Genomic DNA, 20,927 nt, shown 5'->3' with positions numbered 1-20,927 from the left:
TGCAACACTAGTGATTTTAGAATAGTCTATTATTTCTATCCCACTCTTAACGGACAGTACGACTCCCCCTCAAGCATATGAGAATACGAGGAAGATAGGTGGGAGATCAACTGTCCGTAAAGGTCCGATTGGTTCAACTAACCATCAGTGGGGGATGAAGAAAACCCCCACTGATGGAAGTTTCACTTTATAATAAATGGATTGACTATACAATCGCTACAGATATTTTTCTTATCCTATTTTTAGCAATCGTAATAATGCCGTTATCGGCAATAAGTACCCACCATTTTATAAAGATAATAAAAAATTAGGAGAAAAAAGATGATTAAGTTAAAAAACGGACTGGAAATACAGGTGCGAAAATATCAAGAAGATGATTTCCCATCTATACACGCATTAAATAGAGAAGAACAGTGGAATAACTTAGTAGCCAAAAAAGAAGATACAATATCCGCTTGGAATCATTCTAATATTGCTTATGTTGCAATGTTAGATGATAAAATAATCGGCTATATTAGGGGGATGACAGATCAATCAATTACTATGTATATTTGTGAATTGCTAATTGATCAGACATATAGGAGCTTAGGGATTGGACATAATTTATTATACTATGTCCATCGTTTATATCCAAATACTAGAGTAGAAATGCTGGCATCCAGTACGTCACATACCTATTATGAAACCAAAGGTTATCGTGCTTTTTATGGATTTCGAAAGAACTTTACTGAATATAAGTGAATCTTGTTCTACATTAGGATCGGATATAATGAGGAAGTATAATTATTTGATTAATATGGGGAGAGCCATCTGTCAATGTCTGGTGGTTCTTTTTTTGTCGAAATCTGTGTTAATATGAAACTAGCTCTGTTTTCATTACGGCTATTATTCTAGTAATTGAAACAGCAAAAGGACTACTTCAAGGAGGTACAAATGACACAAATAAATTATTCCTTTCAAAAAAAAACGCCAAATAAAAAACTCTTTATTGGTTTTATTCTAGCTGTATTATTAGTTGTAATCTCTACTATCCTGTTAATTTTTTACCCATTCGGTAATAAAGATAAGATAAATTACTTTCAAGGAGAAAACCCTATCTTCTTAAATGGGGAACAGATCGGCAATGCAATCTTTGATAAGGATACGGTATATTTACCTTTAAAAATATGGCAAGAAAAAATAGATGACAGCATTACGTATGATGAAAATAGTAATTCCGTTATTGTGACGACAAAAGATAAAGTGATTCAATTTCCATCCGATTCCGTTTCCTATTATGTAAATGATAAAAATACGGAGCTTTCTTTTCATCCATTAAGAGATGAGGATGGAACGATTTATGTTGCACTTGATCCATTAGCAAGTTTTTATCCAATCGAATACACCATTTTAGATGATAAGCATGTTGTTCTTTTAGAAGAAAATGGCCAAGAAAGAGCGGATGGGATATTTACATCTAAAAAGGTGAGAAAAGATTTCACAAGATTGCGTTCAGAAGCAACATTATACTCTCCTTATACAGATGACTTAGCTCCTGGTGAGCATATAACAATTGAAAAAGAAGAAGAAGACTTTTATTTTGTTAGAAAAGAGAATGGAATCGCTGGATTTGTGAAAAAGAAATATGTTGAAAAAGGTAAATCAGCGGTTGTTCAAGTAGAATTAGAACAGAAGGAACCAAAACTGAATAAAATCAACGGTCCTATCCAATTAACTTGGGAAGCCGTATACTCTAGAAATCCAGATACTTCAAGCATTCCAAAAATGAACGGTGTAAATGTTGTTTCTCCCACTTGGTTTAAGCTGTCGGGAGATGACGGCAATGTTAGTAATCTAGGATCAAAAGCATACGTAGATTGGGCGCATAAACAAGGCTATCAAGTATGGGGATTGTTTTCTAATAATTTTGATCCTGATAATACACATGAAGTATTGAAGGATTATCAGAAAAGGCAAGCAATAATTAGACAACTTTTAGTCTATAGTGAAATGTATAATTTAGATGGGATTAACATTGATATTGAAAATGTTCGCGAAGAAGATGGTAAATATGTCACTCAGTTTGTGAGAGAAGCAACGCCATATTTACATGAGGCGGGAATTACAGTGTCCATGGACATTACGTTTATCGCTGGCGGAAATTATTCTGCATTTTTACAGCGTGACCACCTAGCTGAAATCGTCGATTATTTAGTTGTAATGGCATATGATGAGCACTGGGCGACAAGTCCAATTGCTGGGAGTGTAGCGAGTTTCCCTTGGGTAGAGGCTAATTTAGAAACCTTACTCGATATTGTTCCAAATGATAAGCTCGTTTTAGGTGTACCTTTATATGCTCGTTTATGGGAAGAGAAGGAAAGCGGAGAAATATCTTCTAAGGCACTTTCAATGGCAAAGGTCGAGGAATGGTTAGAAAAGTATAAAGTGACACCAACGTACGATGAAGTTAGCGGTCAAAACTATGGGGAATATTTTGACGAGAAAACAAAATCTACCTATAAAATTTGGCTGGAAGATGAACTATCTTTAGCAAAAAGAGCCGAATTAGTAGAAAAATATGAGTTAGCTGGACTTGCAAGTTGGTCCCGCACTTTTGCAAACGAAACAGCATGGAATGCACTATCCTTAGAAACAAAGAAACAGTAACGAAGAAACCACTTTCTTTTGAGGAAAGTGGTTTTTGCATTTTATACACTATATTTGGAAATAAATGCTTGTTGTGAGGTTCATTTTAATTATAATATGGATTTAACCGTTAAGTAATGATGAAGTTAACAAGAAGGAGCATATTTATGAATAAATCCAAGGATAATTTAACTAGTAACTTATTAGAAAACTTGTCTTTTATATTTGATCAAAATCAGGATAGAGAAAAGGCCATACCGATGGAAAAATATATGAAGAATCATTTCAAGTTTTTAGGTATTAAAACACCGGAACGAAGAGCGCTGATGAAACAGTTTTTTTCAGAAACAGACCTTTTAAAGTTAGACTTTCAGCAAAATTTTGTGCAAAGTTTGTGGGAGAAAAAGGAGCGTGAATACCAATATGCAGCGTTAGATTATATAAACAAATCACTGAAAAAAATAAGTAAGCAGGACCTCCCCTTATTTGAAAAGTTGATTATGACGAAATCTTGGTGGGATACAGTTGATAGCATTGCTCCTCATGCCGTTGGTCATATTGCAAAGATCGCTCCAGAAGTGAAGGATGAAGTAATAGAGACTTGGGCTTATGGAGATCATTTATGGCTGCGAAGAGCTTCTATACTATTTCAGCTTAAATATAAAGAAGATACAGAAGAAAGTCGCCTGTACCGATATATCTTGCATAATGCATCAAGTAAGGAATTCTTTATTCAAAAAGCGATTGGCTGGAGTTTAAGGGAATACTCAAAAACCAATCCAGAATCAGTTAGACAGTTTATTCACGAACATAGTTTATCTAAGTTAAGTATACGTGAAGGCAGTAAATATATTTAATTAAATGCAACTTTCTTTAGAAAACTAGAAAAATTTGCTATTGTTAAAGTGGCATGTAGGAATGCTTTCTGTAGTTTTTTCTTCCCTGATTTGGGGAAACGTATAAAAAATGATAGAAAAAGGAGCGGTTAAAATGGCTATTAATAATCCAAGTCGTGAAGAAATTGGTGAAATTTTAAAAAAAGCAAAGAGAATTGCGGTTGTTGGTTTAAGTGATAATCCTTCTAGGACCTCTTATATGGTTTCAGAAGCAATGAAAAATGCTGGATATGAAATTATTCCTGTTAATCCAACTGTAGACGAGGTACTTGGAGTTAAAGCGGTTAAGCAGTTAACAGATATTGAAGGACATGTCGATATTGTCAATGTATTTAGAAGATCTGAATATTTGCCAGAGGTTGCAGCTGAGTTCGAAAAAATAGATGCAGATGTATTTTGGGCACAATTGGGACTAGTACATGAAGAAACGTTTGATGATTTAAAAGAAAAAGGGTATACGGTAATCATGGATCGTTGCATTAAAGTCGAACATGCGATGACAAAATAATAAAAAAAGGCAGAGTGATTTGAACTGACCTAGCGAAATGAGACATATATAAAACACCTAACCATTATTAAATTTAACACTTTTCGACTAATTTGATATTGGTTCTTTACTGGAAATAATTCAGGCACTTTGTCACTTTACTTGGAGCCTCTGCGGGCATAGATTCTTTAGCCAGGAAGCCAGCTATCTTCAATAGAATCTGGCTTAGCCTAATTAGGCTATCATGCCCGCCACTCCAAATAAAGTGCACGTCTTTTTTACATGATAAGTGAACCCTAATCCCCATTAAGCTGCATTTAACCCAAATTCTTTTGGAGTTAAGTAGCCTAATTTTGCTTGAATTCTATCTTCATTATAATGATGAATATATCCTTCTACTCTAGAAATAACCTCTAAATTCGATAACGTATTAAACTTACAATACTGAAATTCCTCGGCTTTTAGATTTGAATGAAAAGATTCAATCACCGCATCTCTAAAGCCCCTAAATGAACTTGGACAGTAAGAGTAATAAGTATTATACTACTTAATGTACCAAGGAGGCTGACAACATGAAACGAACAAAACACTCAAAAGATTTCAAATTACAAGTCGTAAAAGAAGCCACTGAGACCGGCAATAATTCCTTAGTAGCCCGTCGATATGAACTGAATCCCAACATGGTAAGTCGTTGGATTCGTGAATATAAAGACGGCAAATACGGTGAAGTAGATGTTGCTGTACTGCCAGATCTTGATTCTAAAGAGTTATCCAAGGAAAATGAAAAACTTAAAATAATTTTAGGTGAAAAAGACCTTGAAATCGCTATTCTACGAGACCTTATAAAAAAGAAAAACCCTCACTTGCTGAAAAACTTGAAGTAGCCGATAATTGGATTCAAAAAGGCTACCCAATCGCAAAAGTGCTGAAAATTATCGGTATTTCTCGATCCACATATTATTATCAAAAGAACTATCGTGTGGAAGAGAAAAAAGTAAGTGAGGGACGTCCAGCACCCGGTTATTCCATCAAAGAGGACGGTCAAAAAGTATCAGACGAACAAATCAAAGAATACCTACTTGAAGAAATTGCAGGTGATGCCTTTAACTATGGCTACCGCAAATTAACTAAATTACTTCGTCGAAAATACAATCTCATAATCAATAAGAAAAAGGTTTATCGATTATGCAAAGAACTAGATATTTTACGCCCACAACGGCAAAAGAAAGTCTCATATCCTAGAAAACTAGCTCGAAATCGTACGATTAAGAGTTCGAATCAATTGTGGGAGATTGATATTAAATATGGCTACATCGAAGGTGAAGATCGATTCTTCTTTGTATTATCGATCATCGATGTTTATGATCGCAGTATTGTCGAATACTATATGGGATTAAGCTGCACGGCAAAAGACCTAAAGCAAACACTTTTACGGGCATTATTCAAACGCCAACAGATTAATGAATTGGAAAAACCTGTGATTCGAACAGATAATGGACCACAGTTTATTTCCCATACCTTTGAGGAATTTTGTGAAAAATATACACTAGAACATGAAAGAATTCCGCCAAAAACTCCAAATATGAATGCTCACATTGAGTCTTTTCATAGAATTTTTGAGGATGATTGTTTATCAAGATGGCAGTTCGAGACGTATGCACAAGCCTATGAGGCAGTCTCAGAGTTTATGGTGTTTTATAACGAAAGACGCATGCATTCTAGCATTTTAGACTTATCGCCAAATGAATTTTATGAAAAGCAACAATGTGAAAACATGAAAATCAAAGAGGTACGGGTTTAATCGCCCCTTCCATTTTTTCTTCCTTTTGTCCCAAAGTTTATTTCAGCCATTGCTGGAATGGAATCAAGGGCGACGCTAGTCGGGCGCAGCCTTTACCCTTGAAGGAGTGGAGGAAATGGCTATCCTCTCAAAAGGACAAAAGGAAATGAAATACAATGTAATTTTAAGATAAAGCGAGATTAAGAGAGATACTGTCCAAAATACGGGGGTTAATCCGGCATTATCCCAACAGTTTCCTCTTCTGGACATACTACTTATCATATGATTTTCTTTCACATAATTTTGAAAGGTATATGAAGTATACACACTTCCTTGATCAGAATGAATTATAACTCCTTCTGGCTGATACCGCTTATCTAGAGCTTCCTCCAAAGTATCAATTACTAAAGGTGTTTGTTGATGGTTATAAACCTTATAAGCTATGATTTCATTATTGTACAAATCCATAATTGGAGACAGATATAGAGTCTCGCTACCATATTGAATATACGTAATATCCGTTACCCACTTCTCATTTGGTTTACATGCGCTAAAATCTCGATTAATAATATTAGGTGCGATTACTTCACTCTCTCCTTGTGATTTCCATCTACGTTTCGGCTTCACCCTACACTGCAAATGATACTTCTGCATAATCTTTTGAACTGTATTCCTATTGAGATGAATATGATGATCTCGCTTTAAAATAGCTCTAATTTTACGGTGACCATTTCTATATTTTGTAGCCTTACAGATTTCAATAATCAGCTCTTCATGCTCATTTTTATGTTCCCCAAAACCTTTTGTCCAACGGTAATAACTAGAACGAGGAACCTCCAATACTTTTAAAATGGAGGTAACACTATATTTTTCTCGAAATTGTTCAACCAATTGTACTACTATCCTTTTATCGACACCTTTCTCATCGCCAAATACTTTTTTAAGATTTCATTCTCCATCTTTAGGTGAGTAAGTTGATTATTAATTCGCTCATCCTTGCTTAAAGATTCCGGACCATGTCCGAATGTGTATTGTTTACCGATTGGTTGGTCAAACCGATAAATCTCCCCATTTTCATACCATCTCATCCATGTTTCAACTTGAGATTTATTCTTAATTCCATACTTACCCATAATTTCTCTTGTTGTTAATTTCCCTTCAAGCTTGTCCCTTACTACCGCCCATTTGATTTCACTTGTATAAATATTTTTGCCCATGCAAAAACACCTCCGATTAATATTCCATACTTATTTCAAGTATGGCCATTATGGAGGTGTTTTATATTGTCTCACTAATTTAGGTTAGTCCAATTAAGAAAAAATCATTCTGCCTTTTTTTATTATTTTATAAAGGAATAGTGAATAAAATTGGTTAATTTGAATGGATAAAACGCTGTCATTCGCTAAAAATGCACATTGTTTTTCGAAACTTATTCGTTTTTCCAAAGAATCTGTGTTAACATAATATAGATAAAAAGAGGGAATCCTCTTTAAAAAAGTTCTTTTGCTTTTGCGATGATTGGTATAATATTGGTTTTGCCGGGAAAAAATCGAAAGATAAAATTTGAAAAAAAACGTGGAAAATGTAATTATGTGCTACAATACGATACGAGAACGAATGTTCTGTTTCGGGAATTGGTATCAACAACTGTTTATAATAATTCAATATAATTGAAAGAAAAAAGAAGGTTGAAAGAAAAGCCTTCTTTTAAGCTCGTCTAACAAGAAAAGAAGTTATCCGATAAATTTTTTTGATTTTAGAGGATAATTAGTTTTTTAGACGAATACATAAACAATTGTTCGACATGATACATAGAAAGATAATATGTCGGATTTGTAGAAGTGAAAGGGGTATGTCAGTGGCAAAGAATCAGCAAGCATTCGAATATAATGATGATGCCATTCAAGTGTTAGAAGGTTTAGAAGCTGTAAGAAAACGTCCTGGTATGTATATCGGGAGTACAGATTCTAGAGGTTTGCATCATCTTGTATATGAAATTGTAGATAACGCAGTCGATGAAGCACTGGCTGGATTTGGAGATACGATTATTGTAAAAATTCATCGTGACAATTCCATAAGTGTTAAAGATAGAGGACGTGGAATGCCGACTGGAATGCATAAGATTGGAAAGCCAACTCCTGAAGTTATCTTTACCATTCTTCATGCTGGAGGAAAATTTGGACAAGGTGGCTACAAAACAAGTGGTGGTCTACATGGCGTAGGGGCTTCGGTAGTTAACGCATTATCAGAATGGGTTGTTGTAAAGATAAAGCGTGATGGCTTTATTTATGAACAACGTTTTGAAAATGGCGGCAAACCTGTCACAACATTAGAAAAAGTCGGAAAAACAAATCAAACTGGAACAACGATTCACTTTAAGCCAGATCCAGCGATTTTTTCAACGACTACTTATAACTATGAAACGCTTTGTGAGCGATTAAGAGAATCTGCCTTTTTATTAAAAGGATTAAGAATTGAAATTATTGATGAAAGAAACAATGAGCAAAGTGTCTTTCATTATGAAAATGGAATCGAAGCATTTGTTGAATACTTAAACGAAGAGAAAGATACACTTCATCCAGTAGTTAGCCTTGAGGGTGAAAGTAATGGAATTGAAGTAGAATATGCTTTTCAATTCAACGATGGCTATTCAGAAAATGTTTTGTCATTTGTTAATAATGTCCGCACGAAAGACGGCGGTACACATGAGGCTGGTGCCAAAACAGCAATGACTCGGATGTTTAATGAATATGCACGTAAAGTTAGTCTTCTCAAAGAAAAGGATAAAAACTTAGATGGTTCTGATATTCGTGAGGGTCTATCTGCAATAGTTTCCGTGCGAGTACCAGAAGACTTACTACAATTCGAGGGACAAACAAAAGGAAAATTAGGGACTAGTGAAGCAAGATCTGCTGTAGATGCCGTTGTATCGGAACACTTAGCCTATTTCTTTGAAGAAAACCCTGAAGTCAGTTCGCTTTTAATTAAAAAATCGATTAAAGCAGCACAAGCAAGAGAAGCAGCTCGAAAAGCAAGAGAAGAAGCAAGAAGTGGGAAAAAGCGTAAGCGCGGCGAAGCGGTTCTTTCGGGTAAGCTCACACCTGCCCAATCGAAAAATCCACAGAAAAATGAATTATATTTAGTGGAAGGAGATTCGGCGGGTGGTTCAGCAAAACAAGGAAGAGATCGTCGCTTCCAAGCAGTACTGCCTCTTCGTGGGAAAGTAATCAATACGGAAAAAGCAAAGCTTGCAGATATCTTTAAAAATGAAGAGATTAATACAATTATTCATGCGATCGGCGCAGGCGTTGGTGCGGACTTTAATGTAGAAGACACTAACTATGACAAAGTCATTATTATGACAGATGCGGATACAGATGGGGCACATATTCAAGTACTTCTATTAACGTTTTTCTATCGTTATATGAAACCACTTGTAGAAGCTGGTAAAGTATACATCGCCCTACCACCTCTATACAAGGTAAGTAAAGGTTCTGGAAAAAAAGAAGTAATCGAATACTCATGGAGTGACGATGACTTGCAAGATGCGATTAAAAAAATCGGCAAAGGTTATATTTTGCAGCGATATAAAGGACTTGGCGAGATGAATGCCGATCAATTATGGGAAACAACCATGAATCCGGAAACTAGAACGTTAATACGTGTTAAAATAGATGATCTTGCACGAGCGGAACGTCGTGTAACAACTTTAATGGGTGATAAAGTAGAACCACGGAGAAAATGGATTGAAGCAAATGTTGCATTCGGATTAGAAGAAGAAGGTAACATTCTGGAAAACGAAAATATTATGGTCACTGAGGAGGAGAGCCCATCATGAGTTCATTAGAGCAATACCGTGATTTGCCTTTGGAGGATGTTCTCGGTGATCGTTTTGGACGGTATAGTAAATACATCATCCAAGAGCGGGCTTTACCTGATGCACGGGATGGACTAAAGCCTGTTCAGCGTCGAATTCTTTATGCTATGCATGAAGAAGGTAATACACATGAGAAAAACTTTCGAAAATCAGCAAAAACAGTCGGTAACGTTATCGGTAATTACCATCCACATGGAGATTCATCCGTTTATGAAGCTATGGTGCGTATGAGTCAAGAGTGGAAGGTTCGGAATGTTTTAATTGAAATGCACGGAAATAACGGAAGTATTGACGGAGATCCACCGGCAGCAATGCGTTATACGGAAGCAAGACTTTCGGCAATTTCTGCAGAATTACTGCGTGATATCGAAAAAAGAACCGTAGATTTCATTCCAAACTTTGATGATACATCGAATGAGCCAACTGTCTTGCCAGCAAAATTTCCAAACCTTTTAGTCAATGGCTCGACAGGTATTTCAGCAGGATATGCAACAGATATACCTCCCCATCATTTAGGTGAAGTAATTGATGGTGTAATTGAGCGAATGGATTCGCCAAATTGCACAGTAGAAGACATTATGAAGCATATCAAAGGTCCAGATTTTCCAACAGGCGGAATTATCCAAGGGGTAGAAGGCATTAAAAAAGCGTATGAGACCGGTAAAGGAAAAATCATTGTCCGTGGAAAAACCGATATTGAAACATTACGAGGCGGTAAACAGCAAATCGTGATTACGGAAGTTCCTTATGAGTTAAATAAAAGCAATCTCGTTAAAAAGATCGATGAATTGCGATTAGACCGAAAAGTCGAAGGGATTGCAGAAGTAAGAGATGAAACAGATCGAACAGGCTTACGAATTGTCATCGAGCTAAAAAAAGAAGTCGACGCAAATGGAATTTTAAATTTCTTATTTAAAAATACAGATTTACAAATTACGTACAGCTTTAATATGGTTGCCATTTACAACAAGCGTCCAAAGCTTATGGGCATTATTGCATTATTAGATGCGTATATAGAGCATCAAAAAGAAACAATTAAGCGTCGTACAGAATTTGATCTGCAAAAAGCAAAGGATCGTCAACATATTGTAGATGGATTAATAAAAGCATTGTCAATTCTAGATGAAGTCATTGCAACTATCCGTGCATCAAAGGATAAACGAGATGCGAAAAATAACTTGATTGCCGCCTTTCAATTTACTGAGCCACAAGCAGAAGCAATCGTGTCACTACAATTATATCGTTTAACAAATACAGATATAACAGCATTACAAGCAGAAGCAGAAGACTTAGCGAATAAAATTGACGAGTGGACTGCTATATTAGCAAGTGAAAAGAAATTGCTTTCCGTTATCAAAAAAGAACTAAAAGACGTGAAAAAGCGCTTTGTAAGCGAAAGACGTACATTAATCCAAGATGAAATTGAAGAAATCAAAATCAATCTGGAAGTATTAGTAGCAAGTGAAGACGTTATTGTAACGGTTACAAAAGATGGCTATATTAAACGTACGAGTCAACGTTCTTATGCAGCAAGCAATGGTCAAGATTTTGGCATGAAGGATACAGATAGAATTCTTGCTAAAATCGATGTAAATACAACTGAAGTTGTGTTATTGTTCACAGACAAAGGCAACTATTTATATTTACCAGTTCATGAATTGCCTGATATTCGTTGGAAAGATTTAGGTCAACATATTTCAAATATTATTCCGATTGATCGAGATGAATCGATTATTAAGGCAATGCCAATTAAGGACTTTGAAAGACCTCAATACCTGCTTTTCTTTACGAAAAATGGTATGGCAAAGAAAACAGAATTGATTAACTATAAAGCACAGCGTTACTCAAAACCATTAGTAGCTATTAATCTTAAAGGTGACGATGAAGTAGTTGATGTCCATCTTACAAATGGTAAACAAGAAGTGTTAATTGCCACACATATTGGTTATGCACTACGATTCCATGAAGAAGAAATTAATATCGTTGGTGCTAGAGCAGCTGGTGTCAAAGGCATTAATCTAAAAGATAATGATTATGTCATAGCTGGTAAGGTTATTACGAATCCTCAAAAAGAAAGTGTCGTTATCATGACACAGCGTGGTTCGATAAAGAAAATGAAGCTAACTGAATTTGAGTTCTCTGGAAGAGCAAAACGAGGTTTAATCATGCTTCGTGAATTAAAAGCGAACCCGCATCGAGTTGTTGGTATGGCTATACTTGAAGCACAAGATACTGTTTATCTTCAAACAGAAAAAGGAGAAATAGAATCTGTTAAAGTTGGCGAGCTCCGCTTTAATGATCGTTATTCAAATGGTTCCTTTGTTATTGATGAAACAGAAGCAGGCAAAATTGTAGAATTGTGGGAAGAAAAAATTACTCACGATGAAGCGTAAATAAAATAGTTTGAGGGGTTCCCAATTTGCAAAATGTCTTTGCAGGTTGGGAATCTTTTTTTTGAGAGTATTTGGTTTTGATTGTAGAGAAAGCAGCAATTTTAGAGCGGGAGGGATAATGAGGTATACAGTAGTAAATGAATGAAAACCACTTTTGCCAAGAACGATAAGAAAAATGGCGTTCATCAGACGAATGAAAACCACTTTTGCCAAGAACGATAAGAAAAATGGCGTTCATCAGACGAATGAAAACCACTTTTGCCAAGAACGATAAGAAAAATGGCGTTCATCAGACGAATGAAAACCACTTTTGCCAAGAACGATAAGAAAAATGGCGTTCATCAGACGAATGAAAACCACTTTTGCCAAGAACGATAAGAAAAATGGCGTTCATCAGACGAATGAAAACCACTTTTGCCAAGAACGATAAGAAAAATGGCGTTCATCAGACGAATGAAAACCACTTTTGCCAAGAAAGATAGGAAAATAGCGTTCATCAGACGAATGAAAACCACTTTTGCCAAGAAAGATAGGAAAATAGCATTCATCAGACGAATGAAAACCACTTTTATTAAAAATATCAGGAAAAAGGGAGTTCGTCCCTCCTCCATCCAATGTCACTATACCTTATGTAATATTTAAATAACAAATATCCCGTTATTTTATAAATTTTCTTTTCCTTACTTACATGATTTTACCAAAAAAGGACATCCTAAAAAGTATTAAGATGTAGGGAGGTTTTAGCATGAGAAGAGAATTACTTGTTGCTTTATGTGCTTTCTTTTTAATGACTTTAACTGCTATTACTGGTGTATATGCAATGGAGAAGGATGAGAAAACAAACAAATTAATCTTTGAAGAAAAAACGGATATAACAAATGACGACCAAGAAGAAATGATTCAATTAAAAGGAGATGGATCGGATCAGCCTGAAAATAGCAATTTCTTTAAGGAATTGTTACTAAAGGTCACGAAGGAAAAAGATAAGCCAGCGATATTAACTGTAGAAGGTGGATTTGATCCTAAATTACATATCATCGATATCAATGACGATCACCAGAAAGAATTATTGCTGACTGTTTCTGCGAATGAGAGAGGAACAGAAAAAAACTTTTATTTCTTTCAGCTACAGGAAAATAATATAGTAGAATTGCAAAAGCCAGAGTTGGCTTCAGTTGAAAGTCAGTTTAAAGATGCATATAAAGCAGAATTAAAAATAAATAAAGAAAAGACATATATCTTTGACTTATATGATCGCAGAAATCACTATGAAAAGCTTGGACTTTACCATAAAGGAAGATTAAATGAACCAACTGAATTAATTCTTTCCCCCTTTTCTGAGCTAAAGGTAACGAGATATAATAATCAAACTGCAATTAAAGGGAAACAGAGAATAAGTGGGTTAGCAACGGTTGATACGATTGGTTATTTAGAAACTTGGTGGACTTGGAATAAAGAGGATTGGGTTTTACAAAAAGTCAAAGTGAAGGAAATTAGTTATAAAGGAAACTAATGTTAACAAAAATAAAATAGATCCTTCATTTTATTGGAAAATAAGTAGTATAATGAAAGTACTTATTTTTAGAAAGGATCGAAATCATGTCATTACTTTTCTTATGTTTAACCGCTATACTTGGAGGATGGGTGTTTCAAGTATGTCAACTTCCGCTTTCTTGGCTGCTTGGCCCCATGTTCGGTACAATTCTTTATGTCCGCCTTGCAAAACATTCTCCGAAACTACCTTTCTCTTTTCGAGATATAGGACTTCTTGTCATTGGATATATCATCGGAAAACAATTCACAAAACAAACACTAATAGAAATGGGAATTCACCTACCTTCTATGCTTTTAATGACTGTTGTCATGATTGCCTTTAGTTTAATTCTTGCCTTTATTACCTCTAAATTAACGCATAGTAATTTAAAATCGACGGTTGCTGGTTGTATTCCAGGTGGACTTTCCCAAATGGTTGCCATTAGTTCCGAAATTAAAGGAATCGATCTTACCGTAGTAACGATTATTCAAATCAGTAGAATTTTATCTGTTATGATTCTCGTGCCACTACTTGTATATAGTCCAATATTGTATGGAAACCAAGCGATTGCTACGGTAACAGCTGCTGTAGAAAGCGCAAGTTATCATTGGGTGATTTTTCTGCTCCTTTTCTTTTGCTATCTCATCGCAAATTTAGTGAAAAAATGCAAATTCCCTGCACCTTTTATGATTGGGCCGATGCTTCTTATTGCAACTATATCGATTGTCGGAGTTGATTTGCCAGCGATTCCAACTTCATTAACGAGTTTAGCGCAAATATTAGTAGGTATTGATCTTGGATTGCAAATTAAATTTGGTAATATCGAAAATAAAGCAAAATTTTTAAGCGTAGTAGCGGTAACGTCCTCATTACTTGTTCTTTTTTCTCTCATTCTTGGTTATATCCTTGTAAGTGTAGACCGTGATATCTCCTTATTGACTGCTTTTATTGGTCTCGCACCAGGTGGAATGGCAGAAATGGCGGTGTTAGGACAATCTGTTCACGCTAACCTACCGATTATTACGACCTATCAGTTATTTCGATTATTATTTATCTTGTTTTGTGTGCCAATCATTATGAAATGGGGATTTCAACGTGTAGAACAAAGATTAGAAGAGCGAAAAAGTTAATCGTGTTTATATTGTTTCAAACTTAGAAGTAGTAGCCCCAATAGTTACAAAATGGTCAGCTATTTTAATAGATTGGAAGGTTTTAAACTATAGGTTCAACGCTATTGGATTTTATAGAAAAAACGGGATTTGAAACAACTAGTATTAGATTTTTTAAGAGTTTTATGTCATATAGTGTCAATTATTTGATTACATGAATTCTAGTGTATATAAATGAATATTGGGGTTACAACTTGAAATACTTATTTTTTTATTAAGGGTGAGTTCGGTAATGAAATTAAATAATCCTATACGCGCGATATTTTTTGACCTAGGTTGGACAATTTTTCGACCTTTTACAGGTAATTGGAAAATTACTACAAAAGCTCTGGAGTATATTAATTTGGAAAACCTACATTCTATCTCCAAGGAAAGGCTTCATATAACATTTTTGAAAGCAAATGAATATTTGAAAATGGAAATTTACAAGACTGAATTGGAGGAACTTGAAAGGTATATGAATTATTATAAGACAATTGCTGACGAGCTACCTGAGATTAAATTAACATTACAACAAGCTGAAATCATTGCCTATGATAGAGTATATAACGATTCCAATTATATATTTTATGAGGATGCAAAAAAAACAATGGAAGCATTAAAAGAGAAGTATAAAATTGGGATTATATCTGACACCGATCCATCCATTATAAGAGTCCTCAAAAACGCAGGATTTTATGATTATTTTGATGATATGACGTTTAATTTTGAGCTTGGCGTGAATAAACCTAACCCAGTTATATTTGAACAAGCACTTAAAGGAATGAATGTACCAGCAAAAGAAACCGTATTTATTGATGATTATGAAATAAATTTAGATAGTGCTACTAACATTGGGATTCAGACAATATTAATCCTTTCAAGACCGAATGCTCAAAAAAGCTCAAGATATTTAACTATTAATAAGTTATCCGATTTATTGTTTATTTTATGAAAAATGTAACAATTGGTAGTTCACTCATCTTCGCTAATTTAAACAAATAAGCTGTGAATAATCTTTAAACATACATTAAAGTTACATTCAAAAAAAGACGAATCAGCCTAAATGCTATAAAATAGGATTGTAACATATAAACGAATTTTTTTAGAAGAAATAAGAAGAGGTGAATGAGTGGCATATCATGGTTCCTCCGTATATGACAATGAGCAATTTTTTGAAAATTATCGAGCAAGACGAAATCGAGATACAAGCCCTAATAATAATATAGAAAGGCCGATCTTATTTGAATTATTAGGAGAAGTTAAAGGCAAATCGATTCTCGATTTAGGATGTGGAGATGCTAAATTCGGGATAGAATTATTAGAAAAGGGTGCAGAAAAGTATACAGGTGTAGAAGGTTCAAAGAGAATGTTTGATGAAGCTTCCAGTCATCTAAATGGAACAAACGGTTACGTTAACCACTCCACATTAGAAGAATGGAATTTTACGAACTCCAAGACTGATTTGGTTGTTTCAAGGTTAGTATTTCACTATATAAAAGATTTATATAAGATATTTCAAGCTGTCTATAATAATTTAAACGATAATGGGAAATTTGTTTTTAGTGTACAACACCCGCTACTGCTGTCTTCTATAGAGAGTGCAACCTCTTCAGAAAAAAGAACAAATTGGATTGTAGATAATTATTTCTCAATGGGAGAAAGAACGGAGCCTTGGATAGGTAAGGATGTAGTAAAATATCATCGAACAATAGAGGAATATGTTCGAATGTTGAAACAAGCAGGCTTTAAAGTAACAGATTTACGGGAAGGAATGCCTAAACAAGAGCACTTTCAGCACGAAAAAGAGTTCGAAAGACGGAAAAGGATTCCGCTTTTCTTGATTTTATCCTGTGAAAAATAAAGAGAAAGAAAGGATGTTCGAAATGGAAAAGGAATTAAGGTTATATTTTATTAGACATGGAGAGACCCAATATAATATCGAGAGAAGAATGCAAGGGTTTTGTGATTCCCCGTTAACAGAAAATGGGATATTACAAGCGAAATCTGTAGGCGCTGGTTTAGTAGATGTTCCTTTTGAGGCTGCTTATGCGAGTGATAGTCAGAGAGTATTAGACACTGCTAAATTTGCTTTAGGTACTAGGAATATCAAAATAACAAAAGATGCTAGATTGAAAGAAATGAATTTTGGTATGTTGGAAGCAATGCTACAGACAGATATTATTACAGAGCATGGAGATATTCTTGAGAGACTATTTTCTTTTAAAGATGTGGAAAGTAAAGTGCAAGATGGCGAATCATTTACTGAATTATTAAATAGAACAAACGCTGCTGTTGCTGATATTATAGCTGCCCACAGAGATACCGGCGGAAACATAGCAGTCTTTTCTCATGGAGTAACTATTGGCTATTTAATGAAATCCCTTTTAAACACGGACGGATTTCCACACCATGACAATTGCTGTGTATCCGTTATTCTTGTAAAAGATGGTCAAATAATGGTGGAAAAAGTAGCGGATGCCTCTTTCCGTGACAGTGGAAAGTTAACTTTGAGCATGGAAAACTAAAAACGAAGAAAATAATTCCATGAGCTTCTATCAAAGTTTTCTCTATTTGTAGAGTCAAATAGAATGACCATTTACTACAATTTCATGCATAATAGGACCCTTATAGAAAGGAGGAGTTTTATGGTGAAAACTGCTCCAAATAAAATCCATATTATCGGGTCCGTAGGTAGTGGAAAGACAACATTGGCGAGGGATTTATCAAAGATGATGCAAATTCCTTATTATGAATTAGATAATGTCGTTTGGAAGCGAACGGAAAATGGTGATAGTAGAAGAACGGAAGAAGAAAGAAAAGAATTTTTACATTCAATCACAGAAACGGATAAATGGGTTATTGAAGGAGTTCATAGTGAACCATGGGTTAGCAAAAGTTTCTATCAAGCAGATATAATTATTTTCTTGGATACTAATTATGCTATTCGAACATATCGGATTATAAAAAGATTTTTTAAACAAAAGCTTGGTCTAGAAAAAGCAAATTATCAACCAAATTGGCAGATTTTCTTTAAAATGTTTAAATGGAATAAACACTTTGAGCAAGTAGGGAAACCTTATTTTTTTAAGACATATGAAAAGTATCAAAATAAAATCTTTGTAGTTAAGAATAATAAAGCTATTTATCGGAAATATTTTTTGAAAAGTGATTGACATTATGAATGGCCGGAAGCTCCAATTGCGGAAGAGACTGAAATTATTGCATTATGTGAAAGGATAATAATATATTTTAAAGAAGTTATGCTTGAGGAAGTGAAATATGGAATATAAATGGGTAGGTAGTGATAAGCATTTTGTTGATCAAATTAATATTCTTCAGCTAAAAAATAACTTAGTAGTTGGCCGATTTGGAGGGAATTCATCTTCAGGTCAATATAAAAATGAGGACGGTTGCTTAATCTGGATAGATGAACAAAATGATTGGGAACTAGTGACTCTCTTAGATGCACATGATACAGCGCAGAGTGCAGATTTAGTCATAAAAAGTATTGATGAAAAACGAAAAGAGATAAAAATGATTCTACAATTATCGTTAAATCAAGTGTTTCCACAAATTACTTCCTTTTTCTTAAACCATTTTTCCAACGAGGAATTTCTAGAAAAATGCAAAATGATTCAAGGAGAAACTGCATGCTTAATCGTTATACGAAAAGAAAACTTTCTATGGTGGTTATCGATTGGTGATTGCATCCTTGCATTAAATCATCCAGAACTTGCAAGATTAGGAGAATACCAGCAAAATCATCGAAGTTTTTATGAATGGATTGGCCAAAATAGTACCTTCCATCAAGGAGTGCCCTCTTATAGTTTAGGAGTGAAAGAATTAAGGAAAGGAAAAACACATATATTTCTGACTACAGATGGTCTTACTGAATGTCCCAACAGTGATTATTATACAATTGCCCCTATCTTTCACCCATTTGGAAAGCTAACTAATCAAGAAGGAGTCTATAGCTTATTAAAAGACATAAAAAAGAACAAAGTTCGTGATAGTACAACAATCATTTCTTGGTTCGTAACCAATAAAGAAGAGTCTACAATGCCAAGTGATTTAAATAGGTAAAAGAAATCACCTACTTCCCTTAAGTCAATAGATAAGAAAAAATACATCTTATTTTAAAGGATAAATAAGATGTATTTTATTTCAAATGTGTTATACTTAATTGGTGATAATGATTAATTAGTATAACTTATTCAAAGGGGCGAATTGAATGACTATATCAGTTGCGATTAATGGGTTTGGGAGAATTGGAAGAATGGTTCTTAGAAATGCAATTAATGACCAAAATATACATATTACTGCTATTAATGCTAGTTATTCATCTGAAACGATAGCACATTTAATAAAGTATGACACAATTCATGGCAAGTTCCATGGTAAAGTAGTTGCTATGGATGATTCGATTGTTATCAATGGACAAAAAATCCTGTTAGTGAATAACCGTAATCCAGAAAATTTACCTTGGAAGGAACTAGATATTGATATTGTTATAGAAGCGACAGGTAAATTTAATGCAAGAGACAAAGCAGCCTTGCATTTGAAAGCCGGCGCAAAAAAAGTTGTATTAACAGCACCTGGTGTAAATGCGGATGCAACCATTGTGATGGGTGTGAATGAAGAGACTTTAAATATTAATAAACATTACATTATTTCCAATGCTTCGTGTACGACCAATTGCTTAGGACCAGTCGTTAAGGTTATAGATGAGCATTTCAAGATAAAAAATGGATTAATGACGACCATTCATTCCTATACAAATGATCAAAATAATATTGATAATCCGCATAAGGATTTGCGCAGAGCAAGATCTTGCGGACAAAATATTATTCCAACTACAACAGGTGCTGCTAAAGCTTTAAAACAGATTCTTCCTCACTTAGAAGGAAAACTTCATGGAATGGCATTGCGAGTACCAACCCAGAATGTTTCACTAGTGGATTTAGTCGTTGATTTAGAGAAAAATGTAACGTCAGAAGCTATTAATCAAGTCTTTGAAGAAGCAGCAAAAGGAAAGCTTAAAGGTATCCTTGCTATTACCGATGAACCTTTAGTATCTGTTGACTTTAACACAACTACCCAATCAGCCACCATTGATGCTTTATCTACAATGGTTATAGGACAAAACAAAGTAAAGATCCTTGCATGGTATGACAATGAATGGGGCTATTCAAACCGAGTAGTAGATTTAGTAAAACTCGTTGGAAGTAAAATGCGTGTGGAGATGGATAGTCAAGCAGTCTAAGAGAAATCTAGATCAGTAACATAGAAAAAGGATAGTTGTACAAGGTTATTTACCAAACGTACAAACTTTCCTTTTTCTATGTTTTTCTGTTATCTTCCATACATTTCTTTTTCATAAAAACAAATAAAACGCATATTTATATTTAGGGATGAAAGGAGGAATTTTTAAATAGCAGAATTAGGGGAGGAATGAAATTGAAGATAAGACAAATTAAATCACAAGCGAGGCAATCATTAAGAGGCTCATGGGGAAAAGGTGTTTTATTAACCTTAATTTATTTCCTTATTAGTATCGTTGTAACGACATTAATAGAAATTTTATTTAGTGGCGGGATTCATAATTGGCTTTATCAAGACTATTCTCCGCTTGGCTCAGAATTAATCAATTTTATTATCTATATCTTGTATATCCCGCTCACAGTAGGTATTCTCTGGTTTTATTTAGGACTTGTACGCGCGGAAAAACCTGAAGTTCCTCAAGTTTTCAGTATTTACATAAATGCTAATCTTTCTTTAAAGCTTATTGGAACAAATATTATGATCGGCATTTTTACTTTTTTATGGACTTTATTGTTAGTTATTCCTGGTATTATTAAAGGTCTAGCATATTCACAGACATTGTATTTGTTTAAAGACAATCCAGAGTATGGAATCTTTGAAGCAATTACGGAAAGCAGAAGAAGAATGGATGGATACAAGTGGAAATACTTTTTATTAAACTTAAGCTTTATTGGATGGGGTCTGCTTTGTATACTTTCATTAGGAATCGGCTTTCTTTGGTTAGTTCCTTACATCTATACCTCTAATGCCACTTTTTATCATAATCATATTTCGGAAAAAGAGGTTATTGAACTTTAAAATATTCGTCTTACAAGCAAATATATTTCGCAATCAGATGACTGCTTTATTTAGGACTACAATC

At 34.6% G+C, this 20,927-nt stretch carries 20 protein-coding genes; 17 read left to right on the top strand and 3 right to left on the bottom strand.

The window, feature by feature from the left end:
* Positions 1-321 precede the first annotated feature (321 nt).
* The 4 genes from NST60_RS20175 to NST60_RS20160 all read left to right on the top strand — a co-directional run bounded on the left by NST60_RS20175 (position 322) and on the right by NST60_RS20160 (position 4,029).
* Positions 322-741, top strand: coding sequence for a GNAT family N-acetyltransferase (locus tag NST60_RS20175; protein ID WP_016203659.1), 420 nt, complete (start codon positions 322-324; stop codon positions 739-741).
* 192 nt (positions 742-933) lie between these two features.
* On the top strand, positions 934-2,646 hold the full coding sequence (locus NST60_RS20170) for a glycosyl hydrolase family 18 protein (protein ID WP_169188649.1): 1,713 nt from the start codon (positions 934-936) through the stop codon (positions 2,644-2,646).
* 146 nt (positions 2,647-2,792) lie between these two features.
* Positions 2,793-3,482 carry a DNA alkylation repair protein gene (locus NST60_RS20165; protein ID WP_016203660.1) on the top strand — a complete coding sequence of 230 codons (690 nt, stop codon included), beginning with the start codon at positions 2,793-2,795 and terminating at the stop codon, positions 3,480-3,482.
* Between the two features lie 133 nt (positions 3,483-3,615).
* Positions 3,616-4,029, top strand: a complete 414-nt coding sequence (locus tag NST60_RS20160; RefSeq protein WP_101731117.1) for a CoA-binding protein — start codon at positions 3,616-3,618, stop codon at positions 4,027-4,029.
* 285 nt (positions 4,030-4,314) lie between these two features.
* Here the strand turns inward: NST60_RS20160 and NST60_RS20155 are convergent, their stop codons facing one another.
* On the bottom strand, positions 4,315-4,497 hold the full coding sequence (locus NST60_RS20155; protein WP_341100011.1) for an IS3 family transposase: 183 nt from the start codon (positions 4,495-4,497) through the stop codon (positions 4,315-4,317).
* Between the two features lie 83 nt (positions 4,498-4,580).
* Here NST60_RS20155 and NST60_RS26865 point away from each other — a divergent pair, with 83 nt between their 5' ends.
* Together NST60_RS26865 and NST60_RS20150 are read left to right on the top strand one after the other, a co-directional pair.
* The gene (locus NST60_RS26865; RefSeq protein ID WP_445304417.1) at positions 4,581-4,892 is read left to right on the top strand and encodes a transposase; all 312 of its coding nucleotides are present in this window, start codon (positions 4,581-4,583) and stop codon (positions 4,890-4,892) included.
* A 38-nt stretch (positions 4,893-4,930) separates the two neighbouring features.
* Positions 4,931-5,809 carry an IS3 family transposase gene (locus tag NST60_RS20150; RefSeq protein WP_445304416.1) on the top strand — a complete coding sequence of 293 codons (879 nt, stop codon included), beginning with the start codon at positions 4,931-4,933 and terminating at the stop codon, positions 5,807-5,809.
* Between the two features lie 75 nt (positions 5,810-5,884).
* Here NST60_RS20150 and NST60_RS20145 read toward each other — a convergent pair whose 3' ends face one another.
* Positions 5,885-6,679: an IS3 family transposase gene (locus NST60_RS20145; protein ID WP_341100010.1), complete on the bottom strand. Its 795-nt coding sequence runs from the start codon at positions 6,677-6,679 to the stop codon at positions 5,885-5,887.
* 8 nt (positions 6,680-6,687) lie between these two features.
* Positions 6,688-7,005, bottom strand: coding sequence for a helix-turn-helix domain-containing protein (locus tag NST60_RS20140; protein WP_101729091.1), 318 nt, complete (start codon positions 7,003-7,005; stop codon positions 6,688-6,690).
* A 641-nt stretch (positions 7,006-7,646) separates the two neighbouring features.
* On the opposite strand from NST60_RS20140, the gene parE reads away from it, so the two are divergent.
* From parE to NST60_RS20085, 11 genes are all read left to right on the top strand, one after another.
* Positions 7,647-9,626 carry a DNA topoisomerase IV subunit B gene (parE, locus tag NST60_RS20135; protein ID WP_016203662.1) on the top strand — a complete coding sequence of 660 codons (1,980 nt, stop codon included), beginning with the start codon at positions 7,647-7,649 and terminating at the stop codon, positions 9,624-9,626.
* Positions 9,623-12,058: a DNA topoisomerase IV subunit A gene (gene parC, locus NST60_RS20130; RefSeq protein WP_016203663.1), complete on the top strand. Its 2,436-nt coding sequence runs from the start codon at positions 9,623-9,625 to the stop codon at positions 12,056-12,058. The genes parE and parC overlap by 4 nt, the downstream gene beginning before the upstream one ends.
* 745 nt (positions 12,059-12,803) lie before the next feature.
* Positions 12,804-13,571, top strand: coding sequence for a hypothetical protein (locus NST60_RS20125; RefSeq protein ID WP_224427934.1), 768 nt, complete (start codon positions 12,804-12,806; stop codon positions 13,569-13,571).
* An 86-nt stretch (positions 13,572-13,657) separates the two neighbouring features.
* Entirely contained in the window at positions 13,658-14,722 is a 1,065-nt protein-coding gene (locus NST60_RS20120; RefSeq protein WP_224427935.1) for an AbrB family transcriptional regulator, read from the top strand.
* 271 nt (positions 14,723-14,993) lie between these two features.
* Positions 14,994-15,695, top strand: a complete 702-nt coding sequence (locus NST60_RS20115; protein WP_224427936.1) for an HAD family hydrolase — start codon at positions 14,994-14,996, stop codon at positions 15,693-15,695.
* Between the two features lie 177 nt (positions 15,696-15,872).
* Entirely contained in the window at positions 15,873-16,604 is a 732-nt protein-coding gene (locus tag NST60_RS20110) for a class I SAM-dependent DNA methyltransferase (RefSeq protein WP_224427937.1), read from the top strand.
* A 22-nt stretch (positions 16,605-16,626) separates the two neighbouring features.
* Entirely contained in the window at positions 16,627-17,268 is a 642-nt protein-coding gene (locus tag NST60_RS20105; RefSeq protein ID WP_169188644.1) for a histidine phosphatase family protein, read from the top strand.
* A gap of 120 nt (positions 17,269-17,388) precedes the next feature.
* On the top strand, positions 17,389-17,916 hold the full coding sequence (locus tag NST60_RS20100) for an AAA family ATPase (protein WP_016203669.1): 528 nt from the start codon (positions 17,389-17,391) through the stop codon (positions 17,914-17,916).
* A gap of 106 nt (positions 17,917-18,022) precedes the next feature.
* Positions 18,023-18,826, top strand: coding sequence for a protein phosphatase 2C domain-containing protein (locus NST60_RS20095; protein ID WP_016203670.1), 804 nt, complete (start codon positions 18,023-18,025; stop codon positions 18,824-18,826).
* A gap of 148 nt (positions 18,827-18,974) precedes the next feature.
* A complete protein-coding gene (locus NST60_RS20090; RefSeq protein WP_016203671.1) occupies positions 18,975-20,006 on the top strand; it encodes a glyceraldehyde-3-phosphate dehydrogenase in 1,032 nt (343 codons plus the stop codon).
* Positions 20,007-20,194: 188 nt separating this feature from the next.
* On the top strand, positions 20,195-20,863 hold the full coding sequence (locus NST60_RS20085) for a DUF975 family protein (RefSeq protein ID WP_319005182.1): 669 nt from the start codon (positions 20,195-20,197) through the stop codon (positions 20,861-20,863).
* The last annotated feature ends 64 nt before the right edge of the window (positions 20,864-20,927 follow it).

Origin of the sequence: Niallia sp. FSL W8-1348 (assembly GCF_038006745.1) — a bacterium.
Taxonomy (GTDB): domain Bacteria; phylum Bacillota; class Bacilli; order Bacillales; family Cytobacillaceae; genus Niallia; species Niallia alba.
Note: the sequence above shows the minus strand (reverse complement) of the source record. Positions and strands in the feature narration are given on the sequence as shown.